Origin of the sequence: Caulobacter sp. UNC279MFTsu5.1 (assembly GCF_900114015.1) — a bacterium.
Classification (GTDB): domain Bacteria; phylum Pseudomonadota; class Alphaproteobacteria; order Caulobacterales; family Caulobacteraceae; genus Caulobacter.
On the sequence record NZ_FORN01000015.1, the window covers coordinates 67,113 to 93,889 of the forward strand.

The 26,777-nt window shown below is 67.7% G+C and carries 23 protein-coding genes and 1 riboswitch; of the genes, 10 read left to right on the top strand and 13 right to left on the bottom strand.

What is annotated here, in order from left to right; genetic code table 11:
* On the top strand, positions 1 to 882 hold the full coding sequence (locus tag BM066_RS10875) for a YicC/YloC family endoribonuclease (protein WP_089927492.1): 882 nt from the start codon (positions 1 to 3) through the stop codon (positions 880 to 882).
* Entirely contained in the window at positions 872 to 1,516 is a 645-nt protein-coding gene (gene gmk / locus BM066_RS10880; protein WP_089927495.1) for a guanylate kinase, read from the top strand. Before BM066_RS10875 ends, gmk begins: the two co-directional genes overlap by 11 nt.
* Positions 1,517 to 1,628: 112 nt before the next feature.
* Here gmk and BM066_RS10885 read toward each other — a convergent pair whose 3' ends face one another.
* The 7 genes from BM066_RS10885 to lptF form a co-directional block, all read right to left on the bottom strand.
* On the bottom strand, positions 1,629 to 4,076 hold the full coding sequence (locus BM066_RS10885; RefSeq protein WP_089927498.1) for a DUF4238 domain-containing protein: 2,448 nt from the start codon (positions 4,074 to 4,076) through the stop codon (positions 1,629 to 1,631).
* Between the two features lie 80 nt (positions 4,077 to 4,156).
* Positions 4,157 to 4,975 carry a 16S rRNA (adenine(1518)-N(6)/adenine(1519)-N(6))-dimethyltransferase RsmA gene (gene rsmA, locus BM066_RS10890; RefSeq protein ID WP_089927501.1) on the bottom strand — a complete coding sequence of 273 codons (819 nt, stop codon included), beginning with the start codon at positions 4,973 to 4,975 and terminating at the stop codon, positions 4,157 to 4,159.
* 32 nt (positions 4,976 to 5,007) lie between these two features.
* Positions 5,008 to 6,012 (bottom strand): 4-hydroxythreonine-4-phosphate dehydrogenase PdxA, encoded by a 1,005-nt coding sequence (pdxA, locus tag BM066_RS10895; RefSeq protein ID WP_089927504.1) that lies wholly within the window; start codon positions 6,010 to 6,012, stop codon positions 5,008 to 5,010.
* Entirely contained in the window at positions 6,009 to 7,373 is a 1,365-nt protein-coding gene (locus BM066_RS10900) for a peptidylprolyl isomerase (protein WP_089927506.1), read from the bottom strand. Before BM066_RS10900 ends, pdxA begins: the two co-directional genes overlap by 4 nt.
* Positions 7,374 to 7,448: 75 nt before the next feature.
* Positions 7,449 to 9,884, bottom strand: a complete 2,436-nt coding sequence (locus BM066_RS10905) for an LPS-assembly protein LptD (RefSeq protein WP_089927509.1) — start codon at positions 9,882 to 9,884, stop codon at positions 7,449 to 7,451.
* Between the two features lie 28 nt (positions 9,885 to 9,912).
* Positions 9,913 to 11,016, bottom strand: a complete 1,104-nt coding sequence (locus tag BM066_RS10910) for an LptF/LptG family permease (RefSeq protein WP_089927513.1) — start codon at positions 11,014 to 11,016, stop codon at positions 9,913 to 9,915.
* Positions 11,013 to 12,149, bottom strand: a complete 1,137-nt coding sequence (lptF, locus tag BM066_RS10915; protein ID WP_089927517.1) for an LPS export ABC transporter permease LptF — start codon at positions 12,147 to 12,149, stop codon at positions 11,013 to 11,015. Before lptF ends, BM066_RS10910 begins: the two co-directional genes overlap by 4 nt.
* Before the next feature lie 257 nt (positions 12,150 to 12,406).
* Between lptF and BM066_RS10920 the strand changes: the two genes are divergently transcribed.
* Genes BM066_RS10920 through BM066_RS10930 form a run of 3 tightly spaced genes read left to right on the top strand, consistent with a single transcriptional unit; the run spans position 12,407 to position 14,691 of the window.
* Complete coding sequence (locus BM066_RS10920; RefSeq protein ID WP_089927520.1) at positions 12,407 to 13,891, top strand: leucyl aminopeptidase; 1,485 nt, start codon at positions 12,407 to 12,409, stop codon at positions 13,889 to 13,891.
* Positions 13,892 to 13,894: 3 nt separating this feature from the next.
* Positions 13,895 to 14,356, top strand: coding sequence for a DNA polymerase III subunit chi (locus BM066_RS10925; RefSeq protein ID WP_089927524.1), 462 nt, complete (start codon positions 13,895 to 13,897; stop codon positions 14,354 to 14,356).
* Positions 14,353 to 14,691: a peptidase inhibitor I78 gene (locus tag BM066_RS10930; protein WP_177218434.1), complete on the top strand. Its 339-nt coding sequence runs from the start codon at positions 14,353 to 14,355 to the stop codon at positions 14,689 to 14,691. The genes BM066_RS10925 and BM066_RS10930 overlap by 4 nt, the downstream gene beginning before the upstream one ends.
* 41 nt (positions 14,692 to 14,732) lie before the next feature.
* Here the strand turns inward: BM066_RS10930 and BM066_RS10935 are convergent, their stop codons facing one another.
* A complete protein-coding gene (locus BM066_RS10935) occupies positions 14,733 to 15,137 on the bottom strand; it encodes a hypothetical protein (RefSeq protein WP_089927530.1) in 405 nt (134 codons plus the stop codon).
* A 246-nt stretch (positions 15,138 to 15,383) separates the two neighbouring features.
* Here BM066_RS10935 and BM066_RS10940 point away from each other — a divergent pair, with 246 nt between their 5' ends.
* Positions 15,384 to 15,824: a hypothetical protein gene (locus BM066_RS10940; protein ID WP_089927534.1), complete on the top strand. Its 441-nt coding sequence runs from the start codon at positions 15,384 to 15,386 to the stop codon at positions 15,822 to 15,824.
* Between the two features lies 1 nt (position 15,825).
* Positions 15,826 to 16,377, top strand: coding sequence for a hypothetical protein (locus BM066_RS26415; protein WP_089927537.1), 552 nt, complete (start codon positions 15,826 to 15,828; stop codon positions 16,375 to 16,377).
* 3 nt (positions 16,378 to 16,380) lie between these two features.
* On the opposite strand, the gene BM066_RS10950 is transcribed toward BM066_RS26415, so the two are convergent.
* On the bottom strand, positions 16,381 to 18,249 hold the full coding sequence (locus BM066_RS10950; RefSeq protein WP_089927540.1) for an ABC-F family ATP-binding cassette domain-containing protein: 1,869 nt from the start codon (positions 18,247 to 18,249) through the stop codon (positions 16,381 to 16,383).
* A gap of 100 nt (positions 18,250 to 18,349) precedes the next feature.
* Here BM066_RS10950 and ndk point away from each other — a divergent pair, with 100 nt between their 5' ends.
* Both ndk and BM066_RS10960 read left to right on the top strand, forming a co-directional pair.
* Complete coding sequence (ndk, locus tag BM066_RS10955; protein ID WP_018061754.1) at positions 18,350 to 18,769, top strand: nucleoside-diphosphate kinase; 420 nt, start codon at positions 18,350 to 18,352, stop codon at positions 18,767 to 18,769.
* A gap of 114 nt (positions 18,770 to 18,883) precedes the next feature.
* The gene (locus BM066_RS10960) at positions 18,884 to 19,528 is read left to right on the top strand and encodes a YoaK family protein (RefSeq protein WP_018061755.1); all 645 of its coding nucleotides are present in this window, start codon (positions 18,884 to 18,886) and stop codon (positions 19,526 to 19,528) included.
* 75 nt (positions 19,529 to 19,603) lie between these two features.
* Here BM066_RS10960 and BM066_RS10965 read toward each other — a convergent pair whose 3' ends face one another.
* The 4 genes from BM066_RS10965 to purM form a co-directional block, all read right to left on the bottom strand.
* Positions 19,604 to 20,821: a dipeptidase gene (locus tag BM066_RS10965; protein ID WP_018061756.1), complete on the bottom strand. Its 1,218-nt coding sequence runs from the start codon at positions 20,819 to 20,821 to the stop codon at positions 19,604 to 19,606.
* Between the two features lie 56 nt (positions 20,822 to 20,877).
* Positions 20,878 to 23,265 (bottom strand): TonB-dependent receptor, encoded by a 2,388-nt coding sequence (locus BM066_RS10970; RefSeq protein WP_049801070.1) that lies wholly within the window; start codon positions 23,263 to 23,265, stop codon positions 20,878 to 20,880.
* A 280-nt stretch (positions 23,266 to 23,545) separates the two neighbouring features.
* Positions 23,546 to 23,651, bottom strand: a riboswitch (glycine riboswitch).
* 233 nt (positions 23,652 to 23,884) lie between these two features.
* A complete protein-coding gene (gene purN / locus BM066_RS10980; RefSeq protein ID WP_018061758.1) occupies positions 23,885 to 24,463 on the bottom strand; it encodes a phosphoribosylglycinamide formyltransferase in 579 nt (192 codons plus the stop codon).
* Entirely contained in the window at positions 24,460 to 25,485 is a 1,026-nt protein-coding gene (gene purM / locus BM066_RS10985) for a phosphoribosylformylglycinamidine cyclo-ligase (protein ID WP_018061759.1), read from the bottom strand. The genes purN and purM overlap by 4 nt, the downstream gene beginning before the upstream one ends.
* A gap of 113 nt (positions 25,486 to 25,598) precedes the next feature.
* Here purM and rnd point away from each other — a divergent pair, with 113 nt between their 5' ends.
* Entirely contained in the window at positions 25,599 to 26,768 is a 1,170-nt protein-coding gene (rnd, locus tag BM066_RS10990) for a ribonuclease D (RefSeq protein WP_089927543.1), read from the top strand.
* The last annotated feature ends 9 nt before the right edge of the window (positions 26,769 to 26,777 follow it).

Consider the following 26,777-nt stretch of genomic DNA (forward strand, 5'->3'; position numbering starts at 1 on the left):
ATGGCGCTGTCAGGCATGACCGGCTTCGCCCGCGTCGAGGGCTCGCACGGGGTCTGGTCGTGGGCGGTGGAGGCGCGCAGCGTCAACGGCCGCAACCTCGAGACCCGGTTTCGCGGCCCGCCCGGCTTCGAGAGCCTGGACCGCGCCGCGCGCGACGCCGCCCAGGCTCGCTTCCAGCGCGGCCAGCTGACGGTCAACCTGCAGGCCAAGCGCGCCGAGACCCAGGCGGCCGTGCAGATCAATGTCGAGGTGCTGGAGCGCTATCTGAAGGCCGGCGCGCCCTATGTGGCCACCGGCATGGTCGCCAAGCCCAGCCTGGACGGCCTGCTGGCCCTGCGCGGCGTGGTCGACGCCCGCGAGGAGGAGGACGCCGCCGAGGATCGCGCCGAGATCGAGGCCGCCATGGCCGCCACGATCGGCCAGGCGCTGGACGGGCTGAAGGCCGCGCGGCTGGAGGAGGGGGCGGCCCTGGCTCCGATCCTGACCGGCGCCGTCGCCCGCATCGAGGCCCTGACCGTGCTGGCGTCCCAGGAAGCCGCCGGCCAGCCGGCCGTGCTCCGGGAGCGCTACGCCCGCAAGCTGACCGAGCTGATCGGCGAGGCGGCGTCGGAAGAACGTATCGTGCAGGAAGCGGCCGCCCTGGCCGTGAAGGCCGACGTCCGCGAGGAGCTGGACCGGCTGTCCAGCCACGTGGCCGCCGCCCGCGCCCTGCTGGCCGCCGACGCGGCCGCCGGCCGGCGCCTGGACTTCCTCAGCCAGGAGTTCATGCGCGAGGCCAACACCCTTTGCAGCAAGTCGGCGCTGACCGCCCTGACCACGCACGGCCTGGATCTGAAGGCCACGATCGAGCAATTCCGGGAACAGGTTCAGAATGTCGAATAATCCGCATGGACGCACGCGCGGCCTGCTGCTGATGGTCGTGGCCCCGTCGGGCGTCGGCAAGACCTCGCTGACCCGCCGCCTGGTGGCCGACCACAACGACCTGCACCTGTCGATCAGCGCCACCACCCGCGCCCCGCGTCCGGGCGAGCACGACGGCCGCGACTATCATTTCGTCACCCGCGACAAGTTCCAGGCCATGATCCAGGAGGACGCCTTCCTGGAATGGGCCGAGGTCTACGGCAACCACTACGGCAGCCCGCGCGCGCCGATCATGGAGGCGCTGGACCGCGGCGAGAGCGTGCTGTTCGACATCGACTTCCAGGGCGCGATGAAGGTGCACAAGCAGGCCGGCGAGGACAGCGTCCTGGTCTATATCCTGCCGCCGTCCCTGGCCGAAATGAGCCGCCGCCTGCACGCCCGCAGCCAGGACAGCGAAGAGGTCATCCACCGCCGCCTGGCCCGCGCCAAGGACGAGGTCGCCGCCTGGGAGCAGTTCGACTACGTCATCCTCAACGACGACTTCGACAAGGCCTATTCGGACCTGGCCCACATCTACCACGCCGAACGCCAGAAGCGGGCCCGCAACCCGTGGATCGGCAATCTGGTGGGGGATCTTCTGAAGGAAGAGATTTAGGGGACGAGCCGCTATTTGCGGTCAGGCGTACATTCACAAGATCCACTTTGGGTCAGACTGAAGTCCAAATAGTCAGTGAAATGGAGGGCTGACGACTGGGAGGTCGTCCCCATCACGCCATCTCAGGCGGGGTCGTGCCCGCTGGCGCCATGAAGAACGCCATCGGCACGCTGGCGAGATGATGCTCTGAGCTCGACATCAGCAGCAACCGGTTGATGGTGTTGTCCTGAATCCCACGCGCCGGCATCGCGACTTTGATCAGTCCGCTGGCGAGGTTCGTCCCGGCTTTGGCGAGAGTGGCCTGGGTCCGGGCGTGGCCGTTGGAAAACCGAGCCGCAAGACCGTCTTCGTAGTTTGGCTTGGCACCCCGCTTTTCGCGATCAAGCAAATACCCGAAGGCGTCCTGCATCAAGGGCGGATAGGCGCTGAAGGCACCATCGAAATAGGATCTCACCGCCTCCAACGCGTCCTGAACAAAGCCGAAGTTCGCTTGCTCGATCCGCTTTGCAAGGCCGCGCAGACCACCCTGCGGATCGACACCCCGCCGCATCAGGGCGTCGCCGATTTCGGTCCAGCGATAGGCCGCGTCCGTGACTATCGCCGACCCGGTGGCTTGAGCCAGATACATCGCCATTTCGAAGTTGGGTGCCAGCTTTGCCATGCTGAGCAAGCCGCCATCCTTTCCGCTGGCCAAGGCTCCGGCTTGGAGGGAGACTAGGGGATCGGCGCGTTTCAACGCTTCTAGGCCTTCCCGGAGCTCGGCGGCGTCGACGCCTTCCAGCCCTGGAATGCCGCTCGCCAATTGCGCTTCCAGAACCTCCTGCGGCATCAGCAGAAAGCTTCTGCGTGCATCTTTCTCCATGGTCTTATAGGTGCGGTCGTTTTCATCGATTTCGATGTCGCGACCGGCGGCGCGGGCGCGTGCCATCTGCATCATCTGGTGGCGTAGATGGAGATTGAAGTTGCAGGGGTCGGGAACGAGATTGACCAGGCCGCAATCGATCAGGGGCATGAGACCGACTAATAGGGCAACGGCCTTCAGGATTTCCTGCCGATAGATCTGAGGATTGTCGACCGGGCTGAACTCCTTGCGCATGGCGCCGGCATGGACGAACGGGTGCTCGATCAGCAACTCGCCAAAATAGAGCCCGGCGCCGACGGCGAACTCGTTGATGAGCTCTGGATGTATTGCCCCGCTGTACACCGCGCGCGGCCTCCCGTCAGGCTTGGGCAGGAGCTGCAGAAGGTCCGTTTCCAGGGGCCAGAACGCTGTGAAAACGCCATACAGGCGACTGATGCGGTCGTCGGTGAGGTCCTGGCGCACGTCAGTCCAGGTTCGACCTGGCCCCATGTCGAGGATATCGATCGTAGCGCGGTAGAGCGCGAGATTTCGCTCTCGAATGCTCAGCTCCGTCCAGCTTGGCCTGCGAGCCTCTGGTCGGGCTTGGCAGCAGAACCGGTATGCTATGTTGGAGCCGCATCCGCAGGCGTCGCTGCCGCGCAACTTCTTGGGCGGCGTCTTTTGCAGCGCCTCGTAGGCCTTCTCTGTCCGCCCAAATTCATCCTGAAAGTGGACGCTACCATCTTCCATTTTGGCGAAAATCTCTCCGCCGAATGACCATAGGCCGTCCGTGGGGGGGCGCAGGATGGCCCCAAGCTCCCGCCAGCCTCTGGGCGCTTGTTGTTCTGGGTGCAGCCATTCTTCCCGTCCTGCCGCGATGTATCGACGGGCTCGCCGCTTCAGGATCGCGTTGATCGCGCTCACCTCTGGGCCAGCGAGCTTGCGGGTGCGGATGAAAGTGTCGGTGCGCACCAGCGAAGTCCCGAAGTTGCGGGCAAATGTTCGCTTGTCGAGCGGCGTTGCGGTTGGGGTCCTGGCGTTCTCCAGGTTAGTCAGAATCAGGCAGAAGTCCTGGTTGAGCGGGAAGACCGTCTGTGAGCCCTTGAGCGCGATAGAGGGATCATGGTCGAGCGTGTCGCCGACGGCGCGCGGCTCGATGGCGGGATTGTAGACGGTGACGGGGTTGTCGGTGACGATGAACTTCACGTCGGAGTCTTGAGCCGAGACGATCTCGCGCACGCCCTCCGTCCAGATGGTGCAATGCATCTGCCGCGTGCCCTGCATCTCCCACATAAGTTCGTTCTGAGAGAGGTCGGGATACTGAGCCCGCAACCAATCCAGTCCCTTTGGTGTGCGGGTCTTCTGAATATCTATGTAGCTAAAAAGATTCTCGAAATGGCGGTGGCATTCGGCGGGGTCCGCGCCGATGTAGGCTTTTACCGCCCTGGCTCCCCTAGTGTCGATGTCGCCGAACAACTTGCGTTCGATCTCGTCGACTACAAGGCCGCCAAAGAAGAAGGTGGAATAAAGATCTCGCTGCTTGAAGCAGCGGGAAGTTGGGCTAGTGAACCTGGAGTTTCCAGACACGGTGCTGCCGTCGGAACGCCTAAAGGTCGGCGGCGTCAGATCCAGATAGGCGAGCTGGGTCTTGCCTTGGTCGAAAAAGCCTTCTTGGTACCACTGAGGCACATAGTGATTTTCGCGGCTGCTGTTCGACATCCTATCCAACAATGGTCACGAGCGCTGCTTTAGGCAACGAGTTGACGATCCACGGTCAAGGCGGAGCGGTTTTCGGTCGGCTAGCCCATCACCGCCCGCGCCAGCGCCTGAAACCCCGCCACATCGATCGTCTCCGCCCGCGCGTCCGGATTGATCCCCGCCTTCTCGCACAGCGCGCCGCCGCCCAGACCCTTGAGGCTGGAGCGCAGCATCTTGCGGCGTTGGCCGAAGGCGGCGGCGGTGACCTTCTCCAGGGCCGCCACCAGCGCCCTGTCGGGCGCCGGCGCCAGCGGGACCAGCCGCACCACGGCCGAGGCCACCTTGGGCGGCGGGGTGAAGGCGCGGGCCGGCAGGTCCATGACCACCTTGGCCGAGCAGACGGTCTGGGACACCACGGCCAGGCGGCCATAGGCGTCGTCGTCGACCTCGGCGGCGATGCGGTCGGCGACCTCCTTCTGGAACATCAGGGTCATCGACAGCGGCCGGAACGGACCCGTCAGCCAGTTGATCAGCAGCGGCGTGCCGACATTATAGGGCAGGTTGCTGACCATGTGGGCCGGGCCGCCGACGACGGCGGCCATGTCGACCTTCAGGGCGTCGCCCTGGACGATCTCCAGCCGGCCGTCGGCGGCGGCGCCCAGCTGTTCCAGCAGGGGGATGAACCGCCGGTCCATCTCCACCGCCACGACCCGCGCGCCGGTCTCCAGCAGCGCCCGGGTCAGGCCGCCGGGACCGGGCCCGACCTCGATCACCACGTCGCCCTCGCCGACCTCGGACAGGCGGGCGATCTTGCGGGTGATGTTCAGGTCCAGCAGGAAGTGCTGGCCGAAGCTCTTGTTGGCCAGCAGGTCGTGCTCGGCGAGAACCTCGCGAAGCGGCGGCAGGTCGGCGAGGCTCATGGACGTCTCGAGAGTTCAGGCTGCCAAAAAAACTAGGCGATGGCGCGGCGGTCGGCGATCTCGGCCGCCAGGCGGATGGCGGCGACCAGGCTGTCGGCCCGGGCCAGGCCGCGGCCGGCGATGTCGAAACCCGTACCATGATCGGGGGAGGTGCGCACGATCGGCAGGCCCAGGGTGACGTTCACTCCGGCCCAGAAGTCCAGCATTTTGACCGGGATCAGCGCCTGGTCGTGATACATGCACAGCACCGCGTCGTAGGTGGCGCGGGCCTCGGCGTGGAACAGGCTGTCGGCGGGGGCGGGGCCCCTGACCTGGACGCCCATGTCCCGCAGGACTCGGACGGCCGGCTCGATGATCGCCGCCTCCTCGCCGCCCAGGGCGCCGGCCTCGCCCGCATGCGGGTTCAGGGCCGCCACCGCCAGGCGCGGAACCGCGACGCCGAAGTCCCTGCGCAGGGCCTCGACCGTCACCAGGCCGGCGTTGACGATCGCCTCGATCGACAGGGCCGCGGGCACGGCCGACAGCGGGGTGTGGATGGTCACCAGGGTGGCGCGCAGGTCGCGGGCCGCCAGCATCATGATCGGGCCGTGCGGCGGCTGGCGCTCGCCCACATGGGTCAGCTCGGCCAGGAACTCGGTATGGCCGGGAAAGGCGAAGCCGGCGTCGTAGAGCGGCGCCTTGGCGATGGGGGCGGTGACCAGGCCGGCCACGGCGCCCGACAGGGCCAGGCCCGCCCCGGTCTCGATCCAGCGGATCACCTGGGCGGCGTGGGCGCTGGACGGCTTGCCGGCCACCACGGGGGCCTGCAGCGGGATGTCCAGCACGGGCAGGGCTTCGCCGAACACCTTGACGGCCTCGACCGGCCCGGTGACCGCGCGAACCTTCACCCCGCCGCCGGCCGAGGCCAGCAGCTGGGCGTCGCCCACCACCATGAAGCTGGGACCTTCGGCGCGCAGGGTCGACCAGGCCTTGGCGATGATCTCCGGCCCGATGCCGGCCGGATCGCCTGCGCTCAGGGCGAGGGCCGTGGTCTTCACCGGGTCTCGATGGTCGCCGAGTTGCGCAGGTCTCGCAGATAACGTTTGGAGATCAGCGCAAGCTGCTGGCCGCGCAGGCGATTTTCGATCTGGTCGCGCGTCGGCGCCTGGGCGCCGGACTGGCGCTTGCCGCAGACGGCGATCAGGTGCAGGCCGGCGTCGGTGCGGATCGGGTCGGAGACCTGGCCGACCTTGAGCGTGTTGGCGGCCTCCTGGAAGGCCGGAGCCAGGTCGGTGATCTCGGCTTCGCCCAGATCGCCAGCGACCACACCCTCGACCTTGCCGGCCGTGGCCTCGAGGGTCTCGCAACTGGTGATCTTGGGCTTGAGGTCGACCAGCAGCTTCTGGGCGGCGTCGACCTGGGCCTGGGCGGCGTCCTTGGGCAGGGCCACGGCGACCTGCTTGAGGTCGACCAGGGCCGTCTTCGCGCCCGAGCGCTTCTCGCGCAGATAGACGATGTAGACGCCGTCGCGCACCGGGATCGGGGCCGACAGTTGGCCGGGGCGCAGCTGCTCGAGCGCGGCGTCGACCTCGGGCGGCATCTCGCCGGGGCTGACCCAGCCGGCGTCGCCGCCGTTGGCCGCGGTCGGCGAGGCCGAGAACTGCCGGGCCACGGCGGGGAAGGGCGCGCCCTGCTGCATCTGGGTGATCAGCTGCTTGGCGCCGTTCTCGGCCACTTCCATGCCACCGACGCGCGCGGCGTCGATGAACACTTCGCTGACCTGGTACTGCGGCTTGCTGGCGGCCTCGGCCTGGCGGCGCTCGAAGGCCTTGATCTGGTCGTCGCCGATCCGCAGGCGCGAGCCGTAGCGACCGCTGATCCAGGCCTGCCAGCTGCTGTCGGCGCGGATCTGCGCTTTCCAGGTGTCGATGCCGACGCCTTGGGCCTGCAATTGCTGGGTCAGTTGCGCCGCGGTCAAGTTGTTGCCCTTGGCGATGTCGCCGATCTGCTCCTCGACTTCCTTGTCGGTCGAGATGATCGTGATCTTCTGGGCCTTCTCGACCCGACGCAGCTCCTGCATCTGGACGTGTTCGTCGATCAGCGAGCGCAGGGCTTCCTGCTCCAGCTGGGGCAGGTTCTCCTGGGTCGGCTGCAGGCCGGAGGTCACCATCAGCAGGCGCATGCGCTGCATCAGGTCGTAGCTGGAGATGATGTCGTCGTTGACGACCGCTGCGACGCTTTCCGACAGCGGATTGGCGCGCGGAGCGGCGGCGGCCGGCGCCGCCGGAGCGTCCACCGTCGGGGTCGCCGCGGGCGCGGCCTCCTGAGCCAGGGCGGGCAGGCCGAGGCTCGCCACGGTCAAGGCGAGGATGGAAGCGGTGCAGGCCGCCAGTTTCGTCACGCTACGCGCAGACCGCATCGGTATTGTCGTTCCTCTAGACGCGTCCAAAGGAAGGCGCGCGCTTGATCGCGCGTCCCCCGACGCGGTGACATTCTAATCGCTGTACAGTGTGTCGCCCAATGTGGCGAGCGTTAGGCGCAGCACCACGGACTCGTTGGACTTCAACTTCAAGCCGCCTGCCGTCTGGGTGTAACGATCTTCGTTCTGATAAATCACGTCGAGCCGGACGCAATCGTCCTTGTAATAGACGCCCAGATCGCGACGGGTCCAGGACCACTTGCTGGCGTTGGAGGACAGGCCGAAGGCGCGGGCGTCCTGATAGGACAGGCGGCCCAGGGCGGTCACGCCCCAGTTCTCGCGGATCTTGTAGTCGCCGATGAAGTCCAGGTTTTCCTGGCGGAAGCCCGAGGTGTCCCGGTTGTCCTTCAGGTAGCGCACGGAGCCGAAGCCGCGGGCGACTGAGGCGTCGAGACCGGCTTCCAGGCGGTTGAGCTTGCTGGTGTCATCATCGAAGCGCGCGCGCGTGAAGGCGGTGATCCCGCGGATCGGGGTGACCGTGGCCGCTACGATCCAGTCCGACGCCTTCTGGTCGAGTCCGGCGCGGGTCGGCATCAGCGGATCGACCTTGGTGCGCAGGCTCCGGCCCAGCAGGACGCTGCCGCCCCGTCCGTCGGCGAACTTCACCGTCGCGCGGCCGCCGACGTTCATGCGCGTGCCGCCTTCGTAGAGGTCGAAGCCGGGCGCCTTGTTGACGTCGAACAGGTTGGTTTCGTCCAGTTCGAAGTTGGTGCTGTCTTCGTTGAAGTAGATCGGATTGCCGGCGGGATCGCGGGCCACGACGATCGGCACCCGCGAACTGTTGGAGCCGGCGGCCAGCTGGACCAGAGGCTCCAGCACCACGCTGCCGCCGTTCTTCAGCGGCTTGAAGAACGGCATGCTCAGATCGACCCCGGCGACGCCGAGCCCGCGCGAATAGTTGATGTTGGTGGTGGTGTCGCCCGCGACCATGGCGCTGGTCGGAAGGAAGACGTCGCTGACGCGATAGGTGTCGCCGCGGGCCTGGGCGAAGGGTTCGACGCGCAGTCCCGAACCCAGGATCACGCTGGCCCGCCAGTCGCCCTTGATCGAGCCGCGAGCGGAATCCACCCCGTCCTGCCCCTTGTAGACGGGGTAGGCGTAGGGCGGTTCGCCGAACTGGGATTCCGAGCGGGTCAGGACCACGCCGGAGCCCTGGACGCGCAAACGGCCGCCCAGGATGTGCGATTCCGGTTCCCAGCGCCCCTCGACCAACGGTCCGATCAGGGGAAAGGCGCCGCTGTTCTCGAACTTGTTCGCCAGGCCGGTGGAGCTGACCTGAACGACCCGCAGGCCTTGCACCGAGATCATCGAAGCCGACAGATAGGACCGGGCCGACTGTCGGGTCGCGTAGATCTGCGACACCAGGCGATGGTCGTCGGCCGTGAATTGGCCACGCTGCTGGTAGACGTCGCTGATGTCGTAATCGTCGAAGATCAGCGCCTGCGAGGCCCGCTCGGCGGTGAAGCCCCACTTCCACTTCTCGTCGATGTCGAACAGGCCCTTGGCCAGGATGTAGCTCTTGGCCGTCGCCTCGCCGAACCGGTCGCCGTGGTTGTCGAAGTCCTTGTCGTAGGTGGCGCCGACCCGCGCCTCGACATAGCCCGAATAGAACCGCTTACGGTACTGGGCTTTCAGGAACGGATTAACTTTCGTGTTGAATTGAGGGGTTACAACCAGATCCTGAGACGGCGAGAGCACGAATAGATACGGCTGCTCATAGACCAGGCCGCGCTTCTTGGAGACGCTGACCTTGGGCACCAGGAAGCCCGAACGGCGCTCGGTCTGGGGATCCGGGTGCCAGAACACCGGCAGGTACATCAGCGGCGCGCCGAACACCCGGATGGTCGCGCCATGGTAGTAGACCAGATGGTTGTTCTTGTCCTGGACCACCTTGTCGGCCTGGATGCTCCAGGTCGGCTTGGGCTTTTCGGCGCACACCTCGCAGGGGGTGTAGATCGCCTTGTTCAGCTCGGTGATCTGCTCGTTGCGACGCACGGCGCTGTCGGCGGCGATCTTGATGTTCTTGTCCAGGCGGGCCGAGAAGCCGCGGGCGAAGCCGGCCTTCAGGTCCTTGTCCATGGTCATGTCGTTGGCGAACTCGGCCGTGCCGTCGGCGTTGACCAGCGTCACGTGACCGTGGGCGGTGACCACTTCGGTCTTGGTGTCGTAGACCACCTCGTCGGCGCGCAGGGTGCGGCCCTGGTAGCGCGCCTCGACGTCGCCGCGGGCGATCATCTTCTGATTGGCGTCGTCGCGGATCAGGAGATCGGACTCGAGGTAGTAGCCGGTGTCGCCCAGGCCGTCGTCGACGGCCGGCGCGGGCGCGGGAGCGGCGGGAATCGTGGCGAGCGGCTGCTGCGCCTGCGCCGAACCGGCCAAAGCGAGCCAAGCCGCTCCGGCCAGCAGGACCGCGCGGCCCGTCTCTTTCGCCCCCCAGCGAAGCTCCATCATCAAAGTCCTCGATCCCGGCGACACAGACTCAACCATCCTCGGTATAACAAAGCAGAGTCAGACCCGCCAAAAGCGCCACGATCGGCGGGGTCCACGCCGCCATGGCCGGCGTCAGCACGTCGGCCTTGCCCAATGCGCCACACAGCTCGTTAAAGAAGAAGAAACCAAAGCCCAAGGTTACGCCCGCGCCTGCCAGGCCCGCCAGCCCTCCTAGCCGCATCAGCCGCAGCGAGAAGGCGGCTGCCAGGACCGACATCGCCGCGAACAGCAGCGGCGTGGCCAGCACCTGCTGCAGCCGCAGGCGGAACGGAATCGACGAGAACCCCGCCGCCTCGGTGCGCTTGATGGTCTCGGGCAGCAGCCAGACGGCGATGGCCTGGGGGTTGTTGAACCGCTCCGACGCCGTGCGGTCGTCGAGATTGGATGGCATGGTGTAGGTCTCGGAGCGGATCGCCCCAGCGCCCGGCATGGCCACGCGCACGCCCGACAACCGCCAGAAGCCGGGCTCCAGCCGGGCCTCGTCCGCCTCGATCCGCTGCGCGAACTGCAGCGAGCCGTCGGGCTGCACGGCATAGACGAACAGCGACACCCCGCGCAGTCGGACCGCGCCTTCGACTTGGTCGCGCGCCCGAGCGCGAATGACCACCTGGGTCTTCTCGTCGCCCTGACGCAGCCACAGCCCCTTGGGCGCCGACTTCAGATAGCTTTCCATCAGCGCGTTGCGCGAGGTTTCGAACTGAGCGCTCATCGCCGAGGTCAGCGGGTTGAGCAGGGTCAGGGTCACCAGGCCCATGATGAAGGCGGCGATGGCCGCCGGCATGATGAAGCGCCAGGCCGAGACCCCGGCCGCGCGCATGGCGATCAGCTCGCTGCGCCTGTTCAGGCCGACGAACGCGCCCAGGGTGCCGAACAGGAAGATGAAGGGCGTCAGCACCACGATCGTGGCGGGCGCCTGCAGCACGGTCAGGAACAGCAGCTGGGCGAAGCCGACGTCGGTCCGGGTGCCGACGTTCTTGGAGATGTCGACGAAGGCGATCAGCATGACCAGCACGGCGACGACCGCCAGGGCGGCGGCGAGCCCGCCCAGCGTCTTCCTGAGCACATAGCGCTCGATCATGCCGACGCCGATCATTGGACCCCCAGCGGCTGGAGGCCATCGTGCGCGCCGATGGCGATGTAGCGGGAGATTCTCTGACGGAAGATCTGCCTTAGGCCCCACCAGATCGCCGCCAGCGGCACGGCGTACTGCAGCGGGTTGAGCCAGACGTCGTTGTCGCAGGCGGCCTTGACGCCAAAGCCCACGATCTGGACCAGGGCCGCCGCCGCGCCGACCATGGCGATCCGCCGACCATAGCCCATCCGGCTGAACGACCCGCCGATCACCGCCGCCAGCGCCATCGACATCATGGCCAGGTTGTAGAGCGGACTGGCCAGGCGCCAATGGCCCTCGGACAGCAGCTTCTCGCGGTTCTGCTGCTCCCATTCCTGGGTGAGGTCGGGGAAGAACAGCTCGTGCGGGTAGCGGTCGCCGATCTTGTAGTGCAGCAGCTCGTCGCTCTGGAACAGCGAGCTGAGGTCGAAGGTGTATTCGTCCCACGACAGGTACTGCAGCACGCCCGAACTGGAGAACTCCTGATTGGAGCCCTTGCGCAGGACCAGCACCGGCAGGCCCTTGCGTTCGGCGATGACGCCTTCGCGGGCGGTGTAGGTGACCGCGCCGCCGTTGGCCTTTTCCTGGTGGATGAAAAGGTTGTGGATGATCTGGTCGCGGTCGATCGTCTGGGCGTAGACCGTCAGGCCCGGGCCCGGTTCGGTGAACTCGCCCGGGCGCACCAGGGTCGAGGCCAGGTCGGACTTGATGTCGAAGAAGGTCTCCCGAATCGCCCGCGAGCTCCACGGCGCCGCCCACAGGCTCATGACCAGGGACAGCAAGGTCGCGAACACGGCCAGGCGCACGGCCGGCGAAATCACGCGCCAGCGGCTCATGCCGCCGGCGAAACAGACCACGATCTCCTGTTCCGTATGCAGCCGGTTCAGCGCCACCAGGGTGGCCACGAACAGGGCGATCGGCAGAATCATGCTCAGCAGCTGGGGCAGGGCCAGGGCGATGATCTTCAGGAAGACCACGCCGCTCTGGCGCTGTTCGATCAGGACATCGAACTCCGACAGGCTTCGCGCCAGCAGGGCGAGCGCCACCAGGGCCAACGTCGCCAACAGCGTCGGGCCCAGAAGCTGGCGGAAAAGGTAGCGTTCGATCAGGCGCATCGACGTTGGGGCAGGGGACCGAGGGGTAATGGGAAGCGGCGGAGTCGCGCGGCGCGCCCCCAAGGAAGGGTCCCTTCTACACGGCGTGTTCGCGTGCGCACAACCGCTCAAGTCAGGCGTGAAAGTGGCGGTCGCCGGCATTCGTTGGCCGGCGGGCCGACGCCCTCGACGATTGGTGCTTTTCTTCGGTTCAGGTTTGCGTCAATCCAGCGAGCTGAAGGTCCTGCTAGGGCTCCATCGGTTATCAGGAGCGCGTCATGCGTATCGAGTTCGTCACCGCCGACACCCAGGCCGGCGCCAACGCCGCCCTGGCCGTCCTGGCCTATGAAGCCGCCGCCCTGTCGCCGGAGGCCAAGGCCGTCAACGAGGCGACCGGCGGGGCCCTGGCCCGCGCCGTCGCCGGCGGCCGCTTCACCGGCGCCAAGGGCCAGACTCTGGACCTGATCGCCCCCGCCGGGCTGGAGGCCGCCCGCGTCCTGCTGGTCGGCGTCGACGGCGACGGCGCGTTCGAGCCCGAGGCGGTCGAGCTGGCCGCCGGCCACGCCTTCCAGGCCCTGAAAGCTTCGGGCGTCACCGAGCTGGTGCTGAAGCTGGGCGGCGGCGACGCCGAGACGGCCGCCCGCGCGGCCTTCGGCGTCAAGCTGGCGGCCTATCGTTTCGACCGGTACCGCACGACCGAGAAGGCCGAAAAGAAGCCATCGGTCAGCGTGGTCAAGGTGGCCGCCGCCGATCCCGCCAAGGCGCGCAGGGCCTTCGTCGCGCTGGAGGCGGTCGCCGACGCGATCCTGTTCAGCCGCGACCTGGTTTCCGAGCCGGCCAACATCCTGCACCCGGAGGAATTCGCCGCCCGCGTGAAGGGCCTGGAGGCCCTGGGCCTGGAGGTCGAGATCCTGGGCGAGGCGCAGATGGCCGAGCTGGGCATGGGCAGCCTGCTGGGCGTGGGGCAGGGCAGCCGGCGCGAGAGCCAGCTGGTGGTCATCAAGTGGCTGGGCGCGTCGGACAAGTCGGCCCAGCCGGTCGCCTTCGTCGGCAAGGGCGTCTGCTTCGACACCGGCGGCATCTCGATCAAGCCGGCCGACGGCATGGAGGACATGAAGTGGGACATGGGCGGTGCGGCGGCCGTGGCCGGCGTCATGCACGCCCTGGCCGGCCGCAAGGCCAGGGTCAACGCCATCGGCATTCTCGGCCTGGTCGAGAACATGCCCGACGGCAACGCCCAGCGCCCTGGCGACGTGGTCACCTCGATGTCGGGCCAGACCATCGAAGTCATCAACACCGACGCCGAGGGCCGGCTCGTCCTGGCCGACGCCCTCTGGTACTGCCAGGACCGCTTCAAGCCCAAGTTCATGGTCGACCTGGCCACCCTGACCGGCGCGATCATCATCTCCCTGGGTCACGACTTGGGCGGTTTGTTCAGCAATAACGACGGCTTGTCTGAGAAACTTATCGCGGCCGGCAAGGCCGAGCGCGAGCCGCTGTGGCGCATGCCGATGCCGGCGTCCTACGAGAAGCAGATCGAAAGCCCGATCGCCGACATGAAGAACATCGGCGGCCGGCCGGCCGGTTCGATCACCGCGGCGCTGTTCCTGCAGAAGTTCGTCAACGGCGTACCATGGGCCCACCTGGACATCGCCTCGGTGGCCTGGAAGAAGCCCTCGACCGATCCGACCGTCCCGGACGGCGCGGTCGGCTTCGGCGTGCGGCTGCTGAACCGCCTCGTGGCCGACGCCTACGAAGGCTAGCCCTTGACCGCCGCGCCCTGCGACATCTGGTTCTACCATCTCGAGCGCAGCGCCTTGGAAGAGGTGCTGCCCGGGCTGCTGGAGAAGACCCTGGGGCGTGGCTGGCGGGCCCTGGTCCGCGGCGGCGATCCGGCCCGCCTGCGGGCGCTGGACGCGCATCTGTGGACCTGGCGCGACGACAGCTTCCTGCCGCACGGCCTGGACGACGAGCCGATGGCCGACCGCCAGCCGGTGCTGCTGACCGACAAGTTGGACAACCCGAACGGCGGCCGGGCGTTGTTCCTGCTCGACGGGGCCGAGCCGGGCGATCTTTCGGCCTTCGAACGCTGCATCCTGTTGTTCGACGGCCGCGACGAGGAGGCCCTGCGCCTGGCGCGGGGCCGGTGGAAGGCCTTCAAGGGCGCGGGCCATCCCGTGTCGTACTGGCGCCAGGGCGCCGAACGCGGTTGGGAGAAGCAGGCATGAAGCGGTTTGCGTGGGTCGGCGCCGTCCTGGTCCTGGCCGCCTGCTCCGCCGGCGCGCCCGAGCCTGCGCCCATGCCGCCGCCGACCACCCCGACCGCGCCGCCGGCCGTGGCCTTGCCCGCCGCGCCGCCCGTGGCGGAAAAAGACCAGTGCGGCCTGAAGGACGCCCAGGACTTCGTCGGCAAGAACCGCACCGACCTGCCAGCCCCGGTCGATCCCTCGCGCTGGCGGGTGGCCTGCACGACCTGCCCGGTGACCATGGATTATCGCCCGGACCGGCTGAACATCCTGTTCAACGCCGACTCCGGCGTCGTCCAGCAGGTCAAGTGCGGTTAGGGACTCCCTGAATAGCGGAATCCAAGGCGGGACGGCCTGGACTACCGCCGGCCGACGCCCGGAAACAGCGCCGGTTCGCCGTCGAACACGCCCAGATAGCCCAGCTCGCCCAGCAGCGGCGTCAGGGTGTCGGCGTAGTCGTCGGCGTGGACGGGCAGGGCGGCGGGACGGCCGTTCTGATCCTGCAGCCGATAGACCGTCCACATCTTGCCCTTCGGGGCCGGGGCGCCGGGCTGCAGATAGCGGTGCTCCCAGCCGACCAGGGGCGGCGTGCGGCCGATCTCGACGTCGAACGGGCGGTCGCGGAAGGCCAGGTCCATGTCCAGCCGCATGGCCTCGGCCAGGCGCTGGTCCAGCCAATCGCCGAAGGCCGCCAGCACCGCGGCGGCCGACAGGCCTTCCGGGTTGGCGACGATGTGATTTCGGGATGCGGTTCCTGAACTCATGCGAACAGGAATAAGCGCTCCGGGTCACGTAAAGGATAAGAGACGTGGTTTAGGCGCATTTACCATGACGATACCGTCACAAGGCCTGCCGAATGCTCAAGCTTTGGTGACGGAAATCCATGAATTCGAGTATCGGTCAAGTTATGGCCAAGCTCAAACTTGGCTGACGAGATCGAAAAAGCGACATCGACTGTTGCCAAGCTGAAAACGCCCCTCCAGCATCATGCCACCTCAGGGAGAGCAAAGATGAGTGATCAGGCGACGGCTTTGGCGTCCGTGGACTTCGACAAGGCGCGGTTCACCGCCACGCTGAAGACGCGCGCCCTGCCGCCTTACGGCAGCGGCCAGTGCGCCAAGTACGTGCGAATCGCTCTCGAGGCCGCCGGCATGGCCACCGGGCCCAATCCGCGCCAGGCCAAGGACTACGGCCCCTATCTGGAGGCGCGCGGCTTCACCGCCGTGGCGCGTTTCGTCTCCGGCGACGCAGTCAGCAAGGGCGTGGCTTCCGACGGCTTCAAACTGGAGGTCGGCGACGTCGCGGTGATCCAGAACCCCAGCAGCAGCGCCGCCGGGCACATCCAGGGCTATGACGGCGCCAACTGGATCTCCGACTTCGTCCAGGAGGCGTTCTGGCCGGGGCCGGCCTATCGCAGCGAAAAGCCCAGCTACGTGATCTACAGGCGCTGAGGTGCGGATCGCGATCCTCGCCCTGCTGGCCAGCCTGGCGGCTGGCCCGGTCGCGGCCCGGCCGCCGGCCCAGCCCTCCATCGACCCCCTGCTAGGCCTGAAGCTGCCCGCCGAGGCGCGGTTCGCCGCTGCGCCCGCCGATCTGGTCCAGGCCTGTCCGGCCCTGGCCAACGCCCGCTGGGACCGGCGGCTGTGGGTGTTCGCCCAGACCGGCAACGCCAGCACCACGGCGGGCGAGTTCCTGGTCGTCGGCGGCGAGCTGGTGGAGCGGGCGGGCGACGAACCCGCGGTCGAGGCCGACAAGGTCGGGGTGCTGCTGCGGCGGTCCCCCGGCGACTGCCGGCTGATCGGCCCGCCTCGGGAGGTGTTCGACTATGGCGAGGACGGGGTGACGCCGGCGGCGCTGGACGCCCTGGCCCAGGACGCGGCCCGCCGCTACGCCCAGGGCCTCGGCGGCCAGGCAACTCTGCGCAAGACCTTGAAGCGCCAGCGCATCGCCGCCGGCCAGATCAAGTCCGTCGCCCTGCGCCAGGCCTTCTTCGCGGGGAAGTAGGCCTCAGGCCTCGGCCTCGGCCAACTCCTCCGCCAACCCCATCCAGGTCGCCTCGGCCTCATCCAGCTTGGCCTTGGCGTTGTCGCGGCGCTTGGTCAGCTCGGCGACCTTGGTCGGGTTCTTGTAGAGCTGCGGGTCGGCCAGTTGGGCGTCCAGCTCCGCGACCTGCCGGGTCTGGCGGGTGACGACCTGCTCGGCGGCCTCGATCTTGCGCTTGAGCGGCTCGATGGCGACGGTCTTCTTGGCCGGGGCGGCGGGCTCGGCCTTGGCCGGTTCACGCGCCACCTGGGTCGGCTTCACCGCCTGCTTGGCGCGGTCGAGCACGAACTTGGCGTAGTCGTCCATGTCGCCGTCGAACGGCTTGACCGTGCCGTCGGCGGCCAGCCACAGGCGGTCGGCCACCAGCTCCATCAGCGAGCGGTCGTGGGTGATCAGGATCACCGCGCCTTCGTAGTCGTTCAGGGCGTCCAGCAGGGCCCGGCGCGAGTCGATATCCAGGTGGTTGGTCGGCTCGTCGAGGATCAGCATGTGCGGGGCGTCCATCGCCACCAGGTTCAGCAGCAGGCGGGCGCGCTCGCCGCCCGACAGGCTCTCGACCTTGGTTTCCTGCTTTTCGAAGCCCAGGCCGAACTGGGCCAGGCGCGAGCGGCGCGAGCTTTCCGAAGCGTCCGGCATGGCCCGGCGGATAATCTCCAGCGGGGTGTCCTCGGGGTCCATCGCCTCGATCTGGTGCTGGTGGAACCAGCCGACCTTCATCTTGCGGTCGCGATGGAACTCGCCCGACTGCACGCCCAGCGCCCCGGCGATCATCTTGGCGAAGGTCGACTTGCCCGCGCCGTTGACGCCCAGCAGGCCGATGCGGTCGTCCAGGTCCATGCGCAGGTTGAGGTTCCTGAGGATCGAGCGGCCCGGCTCGTAGCCGACATTGGCCTTCTCCAGCCTGATCAGCGGCGGGGGCAGGGGGCGCGGCGGCGAGGGCAGGGTGAAGGGCGCGACGCGCTCCTCGATCGTGGTCGCCACCGGCTCCATCTTGGCCAGGCGCTTCATCCGCGACTGGGCCTGGGCGGCCTTGGAAGCCTTGGCCTTGAAGCGGTCGACGAAGGCCTGCAGGTGGGCGCGCTCGGCGTCCTGCTTGGCCTTGGCCGACAGCTGCAAGCGGGCCTTCTCGGCGCGGCGCTTCTCGAAGTCGTCGTAGCCGCCGGTGTAGAGTTCCAGCTTACCGCCCGCCAGGTGCAGCATGTGGGTGCAGCTGTTGTTGAGCAGCTCGCGGTCGTGGCTGACGATCAGGGCGGTGTGCGGGTACTTCTGGAGGCGGGCCTCCAGCCACAGGGCGCCTTCCAGGTCCAGATAGTTGGTCGGTTCGTCCAGCAGCAACATGTCCGGCTCGGCGAACAGCGCCGCGGCCAGGGCCACGCGCATCCGCCAGCCGCCGGAGAACTCGGCCATCGGCCGGGCCAGGTCGTCCTGGGTGAAGCCCAGGCCCACCAGGATTTCCGACGCCTTGGCCGGCGCCGCGTCGGCGTCGATCTCGATCAGTCGGGCCCAGATCTCGCCCATCTCCTCGGGTTCGGCGGTCTCCAGGCGCGTCAGCAGGCCGTGGCGCTCCTCGTCGGCCTCCAGCACCGTCTCCAGCAGGGTGAAGGGCGTGGCCGGGTGCTCCTGATCCACCGAGCCGACGCGGGCGCTCTTGGGCAGGCTGATCTCGTCGTCGCCGGCCTGCAGATGGCCCAGGATCAGCTTGAAGAGGGTGGACTTGCCCACGCCGTTGCGGCCGATCAGCCCGACCTTGGCGCCGGGCGGCAGGCTCACGCTGGCGTGGTCGAAGAACCGCCGCCCCCAGGCGTCGAAGGTCAGGTCGTTGATCTGGAGCATTTGATTTTAAGGTTACGCGGCGGGTTGGCGGGGAGGAGGCGCCCGGCTATAAGCCCGCAACCTCCCAATCGACAAACTTTCTCTGTGAGATTTTCGGATCATGACCGAACGCACCTTCTCGATCATCAAGCCTGACGCCACGCGTCGCAACCTGACCGGCAAGATCAACGCCGTCATCGAAGAAGCCGGTCTGCGCATCGTGGCCCAACGCCGCGTGAAGCTGAGCGAGGCGCAAGCCAAGAAGTTCTACGAAGTCCACGCCGAGCGCCCGTTCTACGGCGAACTGGTCGCCCAGATGACCGCCGAGCCGGTGGTCGTCCAGGTGCTGGAAGGCGACAATGCCGTGGCCAAGTACCGCGAAGTGATGGGCGCCACCAACCCCGACAACGCCGACGAAGGCACGATCCGCAAGCTGTTCGCCCTGTCGATCGGCGAGAACTCGGTCCACGGTTCGGACAGCCTGGAAAACGCGGGCATCGAAATCGCCCAGTTCTTCAAGGACGAAGAGATCGTTGGCTAAGGCTTTCGCCTTGTCGACAGCAGGAGGCCGGCGGAGCGATCCGCCGGCCTTTTTGTTTGCGCAGGCCGCCCCGGATCGGTGACGATCGGTCGCGTCGAAGCTGGGGCAAAGCACATGAAGGACTATCGCCGCCGCGACGTCGCCCTGGCGGCCGGACTGTCAGGCGTGGCGGGCTATGTCGACGCCATCGGCTTCCTGAAGCTGGGCGGGTTCTTCGTCTCGTTCATGAGCGGCAACTCCACCCGGCTGGGCGTGGGCATCGCCACCGGCCAGTGGGCGATGGTCCGCACGGCCCTGATGCTGGTCGGCCTGTTCGTCGCCGGCGTGGTGCTGGGGGCGCTGGTCGCGCGCAAGGCGGGCGAGGAGCGACGCTCGGCGGTCCTGGCGCTGGAGGCGGCGCTGCTGGCCTCCGCCGCCGCCCTGATCTCGGCCGGCTTCGATTCGGCGGGAGTCGCGGCCATGGTCCTGGCCATGGGCGCGGAGAACGCGGTGTTCCAGCGCAACGGCGACGTCGGGGTCGGGCTGACCTACATGACCGGGGCCCTGGTCAAGGCCGGCCAGCGGATCGCCGCCGCCCTGACCGGCGGCGATCATTGGGCCTGGGGGCCCTACGCCCTGCTGTGGGCGGGCCTCTGCCTCGGCGGCGCCCTGGGCGCGGCGGCCTATCTGCGGGTCGGCGTCCTGGCCCTGTGGGCGGCGGCGGCGCTGGTCGCGGTCCTGGCCGCCGCCAAGGCCTGGCGGGAGCGGCGGGCCATCTAGGCCTTGCCCTCCATGCGCGCCTCCCGGTTGTCATCCCGGGCGAAGCGCAGCGAAGACCCAGGACTCAGGTCCCTCTCACCCCGCCGACGCCTTGGCCGCCTCGGCCGCCCGCAGCAGGCGCAGGACATTGCCGCTCCAGATCTTCTCCAGGTCGGCCTTGGTGTAGCCCTCGGCCAGCAGGGCCTGGGAGATCTTCCAGTAGTCGGAGGCGTCCTCCAGGCCGGTGACCCCGCCGCCGCCGTCGAAATCGATGCCGATCCCCACGTGATCGACCCCGGCCACCTTCAAGGCGTGGTTCAGGTGGTTCATGAAGTCGTCGAACGTCGCCTTCCTGACCGGCCACCTGGCGTCGATGGCGTTGCGCTCGGCCATGAAGGCGGCGCGCTGCTCTTCGGTCATCTTGTTGCGCGCCCCGACCTTGGCCATCAGGGCGGCCATGGCGGCTTCGCGCTCGGGGTTCTTGGGGGTGTCGATCAGATAGCTGGAATAGGCGTCGACCTGGATCACCCCGCCGCTGTCGGCCAGGGCCTTGAGCCGGGCGTCGTCGACATTGCGCGGATGATCGAACACCGCCTTGCAGCCCGAATGGGTCAGAATCACCGGGGTCTTGGACAGGGCGATCAACTGGTCCAGCACCTCGTCGGACGAGTGCGAGCCGTCCAGAACCACGCCCAGCCGGTTGGCCTCGGCCACGAACTGCTTCCCCAGCGGCGACAGGCCATGCCACTCGGGCTTGTCGGTCGAGCTGTCGGCCATGTCGTTGTTCTTGAAGTGGGCCAGGCCCGAGATCCGCACGCCCATCGCGTAGAAGCTGGACAGCAGGGTGACGTCGCCGTCGATCGGATAGCTGTTCTCGATGCTCATGAACACGACGCGCTTGCCCTGGGCGGCGATCGCCGCGGCGTCGTCGGCCTTCAGCGCCAGGGCGAACTTGTCGCCGTGCTTGGCCACCATCTCGCGGATCTCGACGCCGCGGATCAGGGCCGCGTCCCGGGCGGCGCGGGTGGCCTCCGGCGTGCGCGGCCCCTGGGGCGTGTAGATAGCGAAGAAGCCGCCATCCAGCCCGCCCTCGACCATGCGCGGATAGTCGATCTGCGAGCCGTCCTTGGCCGCGTCGTGGCGGTCCAGGATGTCCCAGCCGGGGCGACCGAAATTGGCGGGGGTGTCCAGGTGGGTGTCGAGGGTCAGCAGGCTCTCGTGGATCTGGCGGGCCGAGGCGGCGGTCTCGGCGGCCTGGGACGAGGTGGCGAGCGCCAGGGCCGATACGGCGGCCAGCAGGAAGGATCGGGTCATGGATGTACTCGAACGCTGTCCGGCCGCTCCCTCTCGGAAGCGGCCGGAACTTGGACCTAGAAGTCGGCGGAGAGAGTGAACTGGATCGTCCGGTGCGAGCCGGGCCGGAAGCTGGCCGGAGTGTTCACCGTGGTGCTGATCGTGCCCAGATAGTCCTTGTCGAAGATGTTATCGACATTGACCCGCGCCTTGACCTGCTCGAACGGCCCGGCGGCGAAGCCGTCGCCCAGGTCGAGATAGGCGTTGACGATCGTGTAGCCCTTGGTGGCCTCGGAGTTGACGAAGTTGGTGTAGCGGTCGTCGATGTGGCGGGCCGAGACGTTGAACACGAAGCCATCCGTCGGCTCGACCGTCACCCCGCCCTGGAACAGCCATTCGGGGAAGTCCGGCACCGACTTGCCCTTGGTCTGCAGGGTGATCGGCGCGGCCGTGGCGCTGGACCTGTAGTTCAGGACGTTGTCCTGGAATTCCGACTTGTTGTACGACAGGTTGGCGTTGAAATAGATCTTGCCGCCCAGCAGGTCGGGTTTCCACTGGCCGCTGAACTCGGCGCCCGACGCCTTCACCGCCCCGACGTTCTGATAGAAGCTCTCCAGGGTGGTGCTGCCGGGAACCTCGGCGTTGAACTGCTGCAGCCGGTTCTTGAACTCGGTCTTGTAGACCACGAACGAGGCGTTGAAGGTGGGGCGGTTGGCGCGATAGCCCAGTTCCAGGTTCTTGGAGGTCTCCGGCTTGGGACCGGCCACCGTCGGGCTGGCCGCCGAGAACACGTCGTCGGCGCCGCGGGGCAGGGCCATGTTCTCCGAATAGGACGAGAAGATCTGGTCGCGGCTATTGAGGTTGTAGACGGCCCCGACCTGCGGCAAGAAATCGTCCTTCCAGTTGGCCTTCAGGGTCGGCTGGCGCTTGTTGATGTAGTCGGCCGGATTGCGATAGCCGCTGATCTTGTAGTCGATGTCGGTGGCCTTGAAGCCTAGCTCGACCTTCAGGCGGTCGTCGACCAGGCTCAGCGTGTCCTTGACGAAGAATTGGGCGGTCTGGCGGGTCGAGACATAGTTGCGCTGCCGGTGGACGGGCTCGTTGAACAGCGGCGCGCCGTCGGGGTTGCCATTCTGCACGTTGTAGCGCGCCTGAGTGCGGTGATAGTCGTCGTCCTCCAGCCAAAGACCGGCCTCGAGCTTGTTGAAGCCGGCGCGCCAGGCGACCTTGCCGGTGACGCCCTTGCGCGTGCCGTCGATGCCCGACAGGCCGTACTGGATGCCCTTGGGCGCGGTCAGGCCCGTCAGCCCGGCGTCGACCTCGGCGGTATGGCTGGCGATCGAGGTTCCCCAGGCCTCGGGCGAGACGCCGTAACCCTCCTTGTCTTCATAGTAGGCGGTCGTGGTCAGGTCGATCGCGTCGGTGATCGGGGTGTTCAGGGTCAGGCCATAGAGGTGGTCCTGCCGGCTGTTCACCGCGAACTTGTAGTACTGGGCGTAGTTGGCGTTGGAATAGAGCGGCCCCGTGACGCTGGCGCCGTGGACCGTGGCCACGGCCGGCGCCAGGCCGGTCGGCACGTAGCCCAGATAGGCGAAGTCGCGCCCCTTGCGGCCGAACACGTCGCCGGCCGTCCCGGCGTACTGGGCCTTGGTGATCGACGGGCTGTCATAGTCGAAATAGTCGTTGTGCACGGTCTGGAAGCTGATGTTCCCGCCATTGGGCAAGGCGTAGTTGATCTTGCCCTCGTAGTGCTTGCGGTCGATCGTGCCCGGGCCGCGCCACAGGTCGCCCTTGATGATCGAGGCGCTGGCGTAGGCCGAGAAGCCGGCGTGCTCGCCGGTCTCCAGGCGCAGGAAGGAGCGGCGCAGGCTGTCGCTGCCCAGGGTCTGGCTGACCGAGCCGCCGGCGGTCTGGGACGGCTTCTGGGTGAAGTAGTCGACGATCGGCCCCAGCGAGGCGTAGCTGGGCAGGGAGACGTCGCCGGCCCCGGCCGAGGCCGTCACCCGCAACAGGTTCTCGTTGTCGACATAGCGATAGATCGGGCTGCCGCCGAACTGGTCGCTACGGCCCATCGGGATGTTGTCCAGCAGGAAGCCGATCTGCTGGAAGTTGAAGGCCCGCACCGAGACCGAGTTGCCGAACTCGTACATGCCCAGGGCGTCGTTGGCCTGGACGTTGAAGCCGGGCAAGGACTCCAGCATTTTCAGGCCCGTGACCCCGGCCGGCGCGGACAGCAGGGCCTCGCGAGTGATCGAGACCGTGGCGGTGGCGTGGTCCGTGCCGATGGCGACGCTGGCCTCGGACACCCTGGCCCCGGTCACCACCAGTTCATCGACGGTCGAGGCCTTGTCGGCCTCCTGGGCCAGGGCGGGCGTCGCGCCCCCCAGCACCGAGGCGGCCAGCAGCAGGGCCCGGAAATGGCGCGAGGCCGGCGCAAGGCGAGTGTTCGTCATGACTATCCCCAATCTTTTGACTGGGGCCAAGCTCGACGGTTCGTCTATCGCGGTAAATTCAGAAAAGCTGCTCGCGGCAACAATATAAAATAGGGTTCAAGCGCTATGCATGCATGTATAAATTATGAACATCGAAAATGATCTATATTGCTAGTGTCAATGAGCATCTCACGAAAACCGCATAGGTGATCGTGTTGAGGTCGGGCGAACGTTTGAAAAGTGGTCGCGAGGGCGTGAATTCAGGTCATCGGCAGCCAAGGAGTGTCGTGACGAACCGTCATGGCCCGCCTTCCGCACCCCCGCTGTCCTTGGCGCCTGAGAGATTCAGCGATGCGGGACCGCCTTGCTCCTTCGGCGAGGGCGCACGCAGACGCGCCCTGCTTTCCAGCGTTTCGAGGCCGTCGCGGTCCTTCTGCTTGAGCGTTTCCGGGGCGGTTTCGCCTTCAGCGCCGGGCCAGGCCCGATCTCTCCCGCGAGAGCGCTCCCAGGAGGATCCGCAACCGAGGTTGCGTCAATTTCGGAGGGCGACGGGGCCGCAGCTTGGAGTGGGGCGCCGCCACCGGGCGCAACGAGAGCCGCTTTTCACGGCGCTCCGTCGGCCGAAAGTTCGCTCTCGTGCAAGTTCGGGCGTTCAGAGCCCGCGCGCGAACGCCGCCAGGATGTCCGGATAGAGCTGGTGCTCCTGCTCCAGCACGCGGTCGCTGAGCATGTGCTCGGTGTCGCCCGGCAGGATCGGCACGCGGGCCTGGCCGAGGATCGGACCTTCGTCGACGCCGGCGGTGACCAGGTGAACCGTGCAGCCGGCCTCGACCTCTCCGGCCCTCAGGGCGCGGCCATGGGTGTCCAGGCCGGGATAGGCGGGCAGCAGGGAAGGGTGGATATTCAGCATCCGGCCTTCCCAGGCGTTCACCAGGAACGGCGTCAGGATGCGCATGTAGCCGGCCAGGGCCACGACCTGGATCCCGCGCGCGCGCAGGGCGGCGTCGATGGCCCGCTCGTGGGCCTCGCGGTCCTTGCCGTAGGCCTTCTGGTCGACGGCCAAGGCCTCGATCCCGGCGGCGGCGGCCGAGACCAGGCCCCCGGCCTCGGGTTTGTTCGACAGCACCAGGGCGATCTCGAACGGGCAGGCGGGATCCTGGGCGGCCCGGACCAGGGCCTCCATGTTGGAGCCCCGGCCCGAGATCAGGACGGCGACTTTGATCCTGCTCACGCCTGAACCAGCTGCCCGCAGATGAACGCGTCTTCGCCCGCGTTCAGCAGGGCCGCCAGCACCGGCTCGGCGTCGCTGGCGGCGACCACCAGGATGAAGCCGACGCCGCAGTTGAAGGTGCGGCGCAGCTCGTGGTCGGTGATGCCGCCTTCGCGCTGCAGCCAGTCGAAGACCGGCGGCAGGGGCCAGGCGTTCCAGTCGAACTCAGGGACCAGACCCTCGGCGATGCAGCGCGGCGGGTTCTCGATCAGACCGCCGCCGGTGATATGAGCGCCGCCCTTGACCCGGCCCGACTGCAGCAGGGGCAAGATCGACTTCACATAGATGCGGGTCGGGGCCATCAGGGCCTGCGCCAGCGTCTTGCCTTCCGCGAACGGGGCCGGGGCGTCCCAAGCCAGGCCCGAACGCTCGACCACGCGGCGCACCAGGCTGTAGCCGTTGGAGTGCGGGCCCGACGAGCCGACGCCGATGATCAGGTCGCCGGCCCGCTGCCTGTCCAGCTTGGGCAGCACGCCGTCGCGCTCGACCGCCCCGACCGAGAAGCCGGCCAGGTCGTATTCGCCGTCGCCGTACATGCCCGGCATCTCGGCCGTCTCGCCGCCCACCAGGGCCGCGCCGGCCAGCTTGCAGCCGTCGGCGATGCCGGCCACCACGCTGGTGGCGGTCGCCACGTCCAGCTTGCCGGTGGCGAAATAGTCGAGGAACAGCAGCGGCTCGGCGCCCTGGGCCAGCAGGTCGTTGACGCACATGGCCACCAGGTCGATCCCGACCGTGGCGTGCATGCCGGTGTCGATGGCGATGCGCAGCTTGGTGCCGACGCCGTCGGTGGTGGAGACCAGCAGCGGGTCGTCGTAGCCGGCCGCCTTCAGGTCGAACAGGGCGCCGAAACCGCCCAATCCCGCCTCGGCGCCGGGACGCCGGGTGGCCTTGGCCAGGGGCTTGATCGCCTCGACCAGGGCGTTCCCGGCGTCGATATCGACGCCGGCCTGGGCGTAGGTGAGGCCGTTCTGCTGGTCGCTCATGCGCTCGCTCTGGATGGAAAACGACCCAAGGGACCGTTTAGACAAGGAAAAGTTGACGCCCAACTCATGCTTTAGCTTGCAGACTCGGGGGTGCGCGAGGCTATTAGCAGCCGATGACGACGATCACCACTACCGCCGAGCTGGCGGCGTTCTGTAATGAGTTGAAGGGCCAGCCCTTCATCGCCGTGGACACCGAGTTCATGCGCGAAACCACCTACTGGCCCAAGCTGTGCCTGATCCAGGTGGCCTCGCCGGACACCGAAGCCTGCATCGACCCGCTGGCCGACGGCCTGGACCTGGCGCCGCTGCTGGACGTGCTGCGCGATCCCTCGATCCTGAAGGTGTTCCACGCCGCCCGCCAGGACGTCGAGATCTTCAACAATCTCGACGCCATGCCCACGCCGCTGTTCGACACCCAGGTGGCCGGCATGGCCGCCGGGTTCGGCGAGCAGATCGCCTACGACGCCCTGGTGCGCCAGATGCTGAAGATCGAGCTGGACAAGTCCAGCCGCTTCACCGACTGGGCCCGCCGGCCGCTGAGCGACAACCAGCTGACCTACGCCATCGCCGACGTCACCCACCTGGCGACCCTGTTCCCCATCCTGCGCGACCGCCTGGACAAGGCCGGCCGCCTGGCCTGGGTGGAGGAGGAGATGAAGGCGCTGAACGACCCAGCCGCCTACGACGTCGATCCGGAAAAGGCCTGGCGCCGCCTGCGTCCGCGCAAGACCGCGGCCAAGTACTTGGCGGTGTTCAAGGCCGTGGCCGCCTGGCGCGAGCGCACCGCGCAGACCCGCGACCAGCCGCGCGGCCGCATCCTCAAGGACGAGGCCATCGACGAGCTGGCCACCCAGGCCCCGACCTCGCTGGAGGGCCTCAACACCCTGCGCAGCGTGCCCAAGGGCTTCGGCGGCTCCAAGTTCGGCCCCGACCTCCTGGCCGCGATCAAGGCCGCCCTGGCCGATCCGGAAGGCTATGCGCCGGTGCTGGAGAAGGCCGGCCCGCCGCCGCCCGCCTCGGCGGGGGCGGTGGTCGAGCTGCTGAAGGTGCTGCTCAAGGCCCGCGCCGAGGAGGCCGGCGTGGCCTCCAAGCTGATCGCCACGGTCTCGGACCTGGAGAAGATCGCCGCCGACGACGAGGCCAACATGCCGGCCCTGAAGGGCTGGCGGCTGGAGGCCTTCGGGTCCGACGCCCTGAAGATCAAGCGCGGCGAGCTGGCCTTGGTGCTGGACGGAACCCGGGTTCGTGTGGTCGAAGTGCGCCGCGCGCCCAAGCCGGACTAAGGGCGCGGG

Bases quoted from the DNA above. Each gene is read 5' to 3' on its own strand.
- BM066_RS10875 (WP_089927492.1), top strand. From the start codon at position 1: ATGGCGCTGTCAGGCATGACCGGCTTCGCCCGCGTCGAGGGCTCGCAC.
- BM066_RS10900 (WP_089927506.1), bottom strand. From the start codon at position 7,373: ATGCGGTCTGCGCGTAGCGTGACGAAACTGGCGGCCTGCACCGCTTCC.
- BM066_RS10960 (WP_018061755.1), top strand. From the start codon at position 18,884: ATGAAGGACTATCGCCGCCGCGACGTCGCCCTGGCGGCCGGACTGTCA.
- BM066_RS10910 (WP_089927513.1), bottom strand. From the start codon at position 11,016: ATGATCGGCGTCGGCATGATCGAGCGCTATGTGCTCAGGAAGACGCTG.
- BM066_RS10935 (WP_089927530.1), bottom strand. From the start codon at position 15,137: ATGAGTTCAGGAACCGCATCCCGAAATCACATCGTCGCCAACCCGGAA.
- BM066_RS10920 (WP_089927520.1), top strand. From the start codon at position 12,407: ATGCGTATCGAGTTCGTCACCGCCGACACCCAGGCCGGCGCCAACGCC.
- BM066_RS10930 (WP_177218434.1), top strand. From the start codon at position 14,353: ATGAAGCGGTTTGCGTGGGTCGGCGCCGTCCTGGTCCTGGCCGCCTGC.
- gmk (WP_089927495.1), top strand. From the start codon at position 872: ATGTCGAATAATCCGCATGGACGCACGCGCGGCCTGCTGCTGATGGTC.
- BM066_RS10940 (WP_089927534.1), top strand. From the start codon at position 15,384: ATGAGTGATCAGGCGACGGCTTTGGCGTCCGTGGACTTCGACAAGGCG.
- BM066_RS10885 (WP_089927498.1), bottom strand. From the start codon at position 4,076: ATGTCGAACAGCAGCCGCGAAAATCACTATGTGCCTCAGTGGTACCAA.
- rnd (WP_089927543.1), top strand. From the start codon at position 25,599: ATGACGACGATCACCACTACCGCCGAGCTGGCGGCGTTCTGTAATGAG.
- purM (WP_018061759.1), bottom strand. From the start codon at position 25,485: ATGAGCGACCAGCAGAACGGCCTCACCTACGCCCAGGCCGGCGTCGAT.
- lptF (WP_089927517.1), bottom strand. From the start codon at position 12,149: ATGCGCCTGATCGAACGCTACCTTTTCCGCCAGCTTCTGGGCCCGACG.
- BM066_RS10965 (WP_018061756.1), bottom strand. From the start codon at position 20,821: ATGACCCGATCCTTCCTGCTGGCCGCCGTATCGGCCCTGGCGCTCGCC.
- BM066_RS10905 (WP_089927509.1), bottom strand. From the start codon at position 9,884: ATGATGGAGCTTCGCTGGGGGGCGAAAGAGACGGGCCGCGCGGTCCTG.
- rsmA (WP_089927501.1), bottom strand. From the start codon at position 4,975: ATGAGCCTCGCCGACCTGCCGCCGCTTCGCGAGGTTCTCGCCGAGCAC.
- BM066_RS10950 (WP_089927540.1), bottom strand. From the start codon at position 18,249: ATGCTCCAGATCAACGACCTGACCTTCGACGCCTGGGGGCGGCGGTTC.
- ndk (WP_018061754.1), top strand. From the start codon at position 18,350: ATGACCGAACGCACCTTCTCGATCATCAAGCCTGACGCCACGCGTCGC.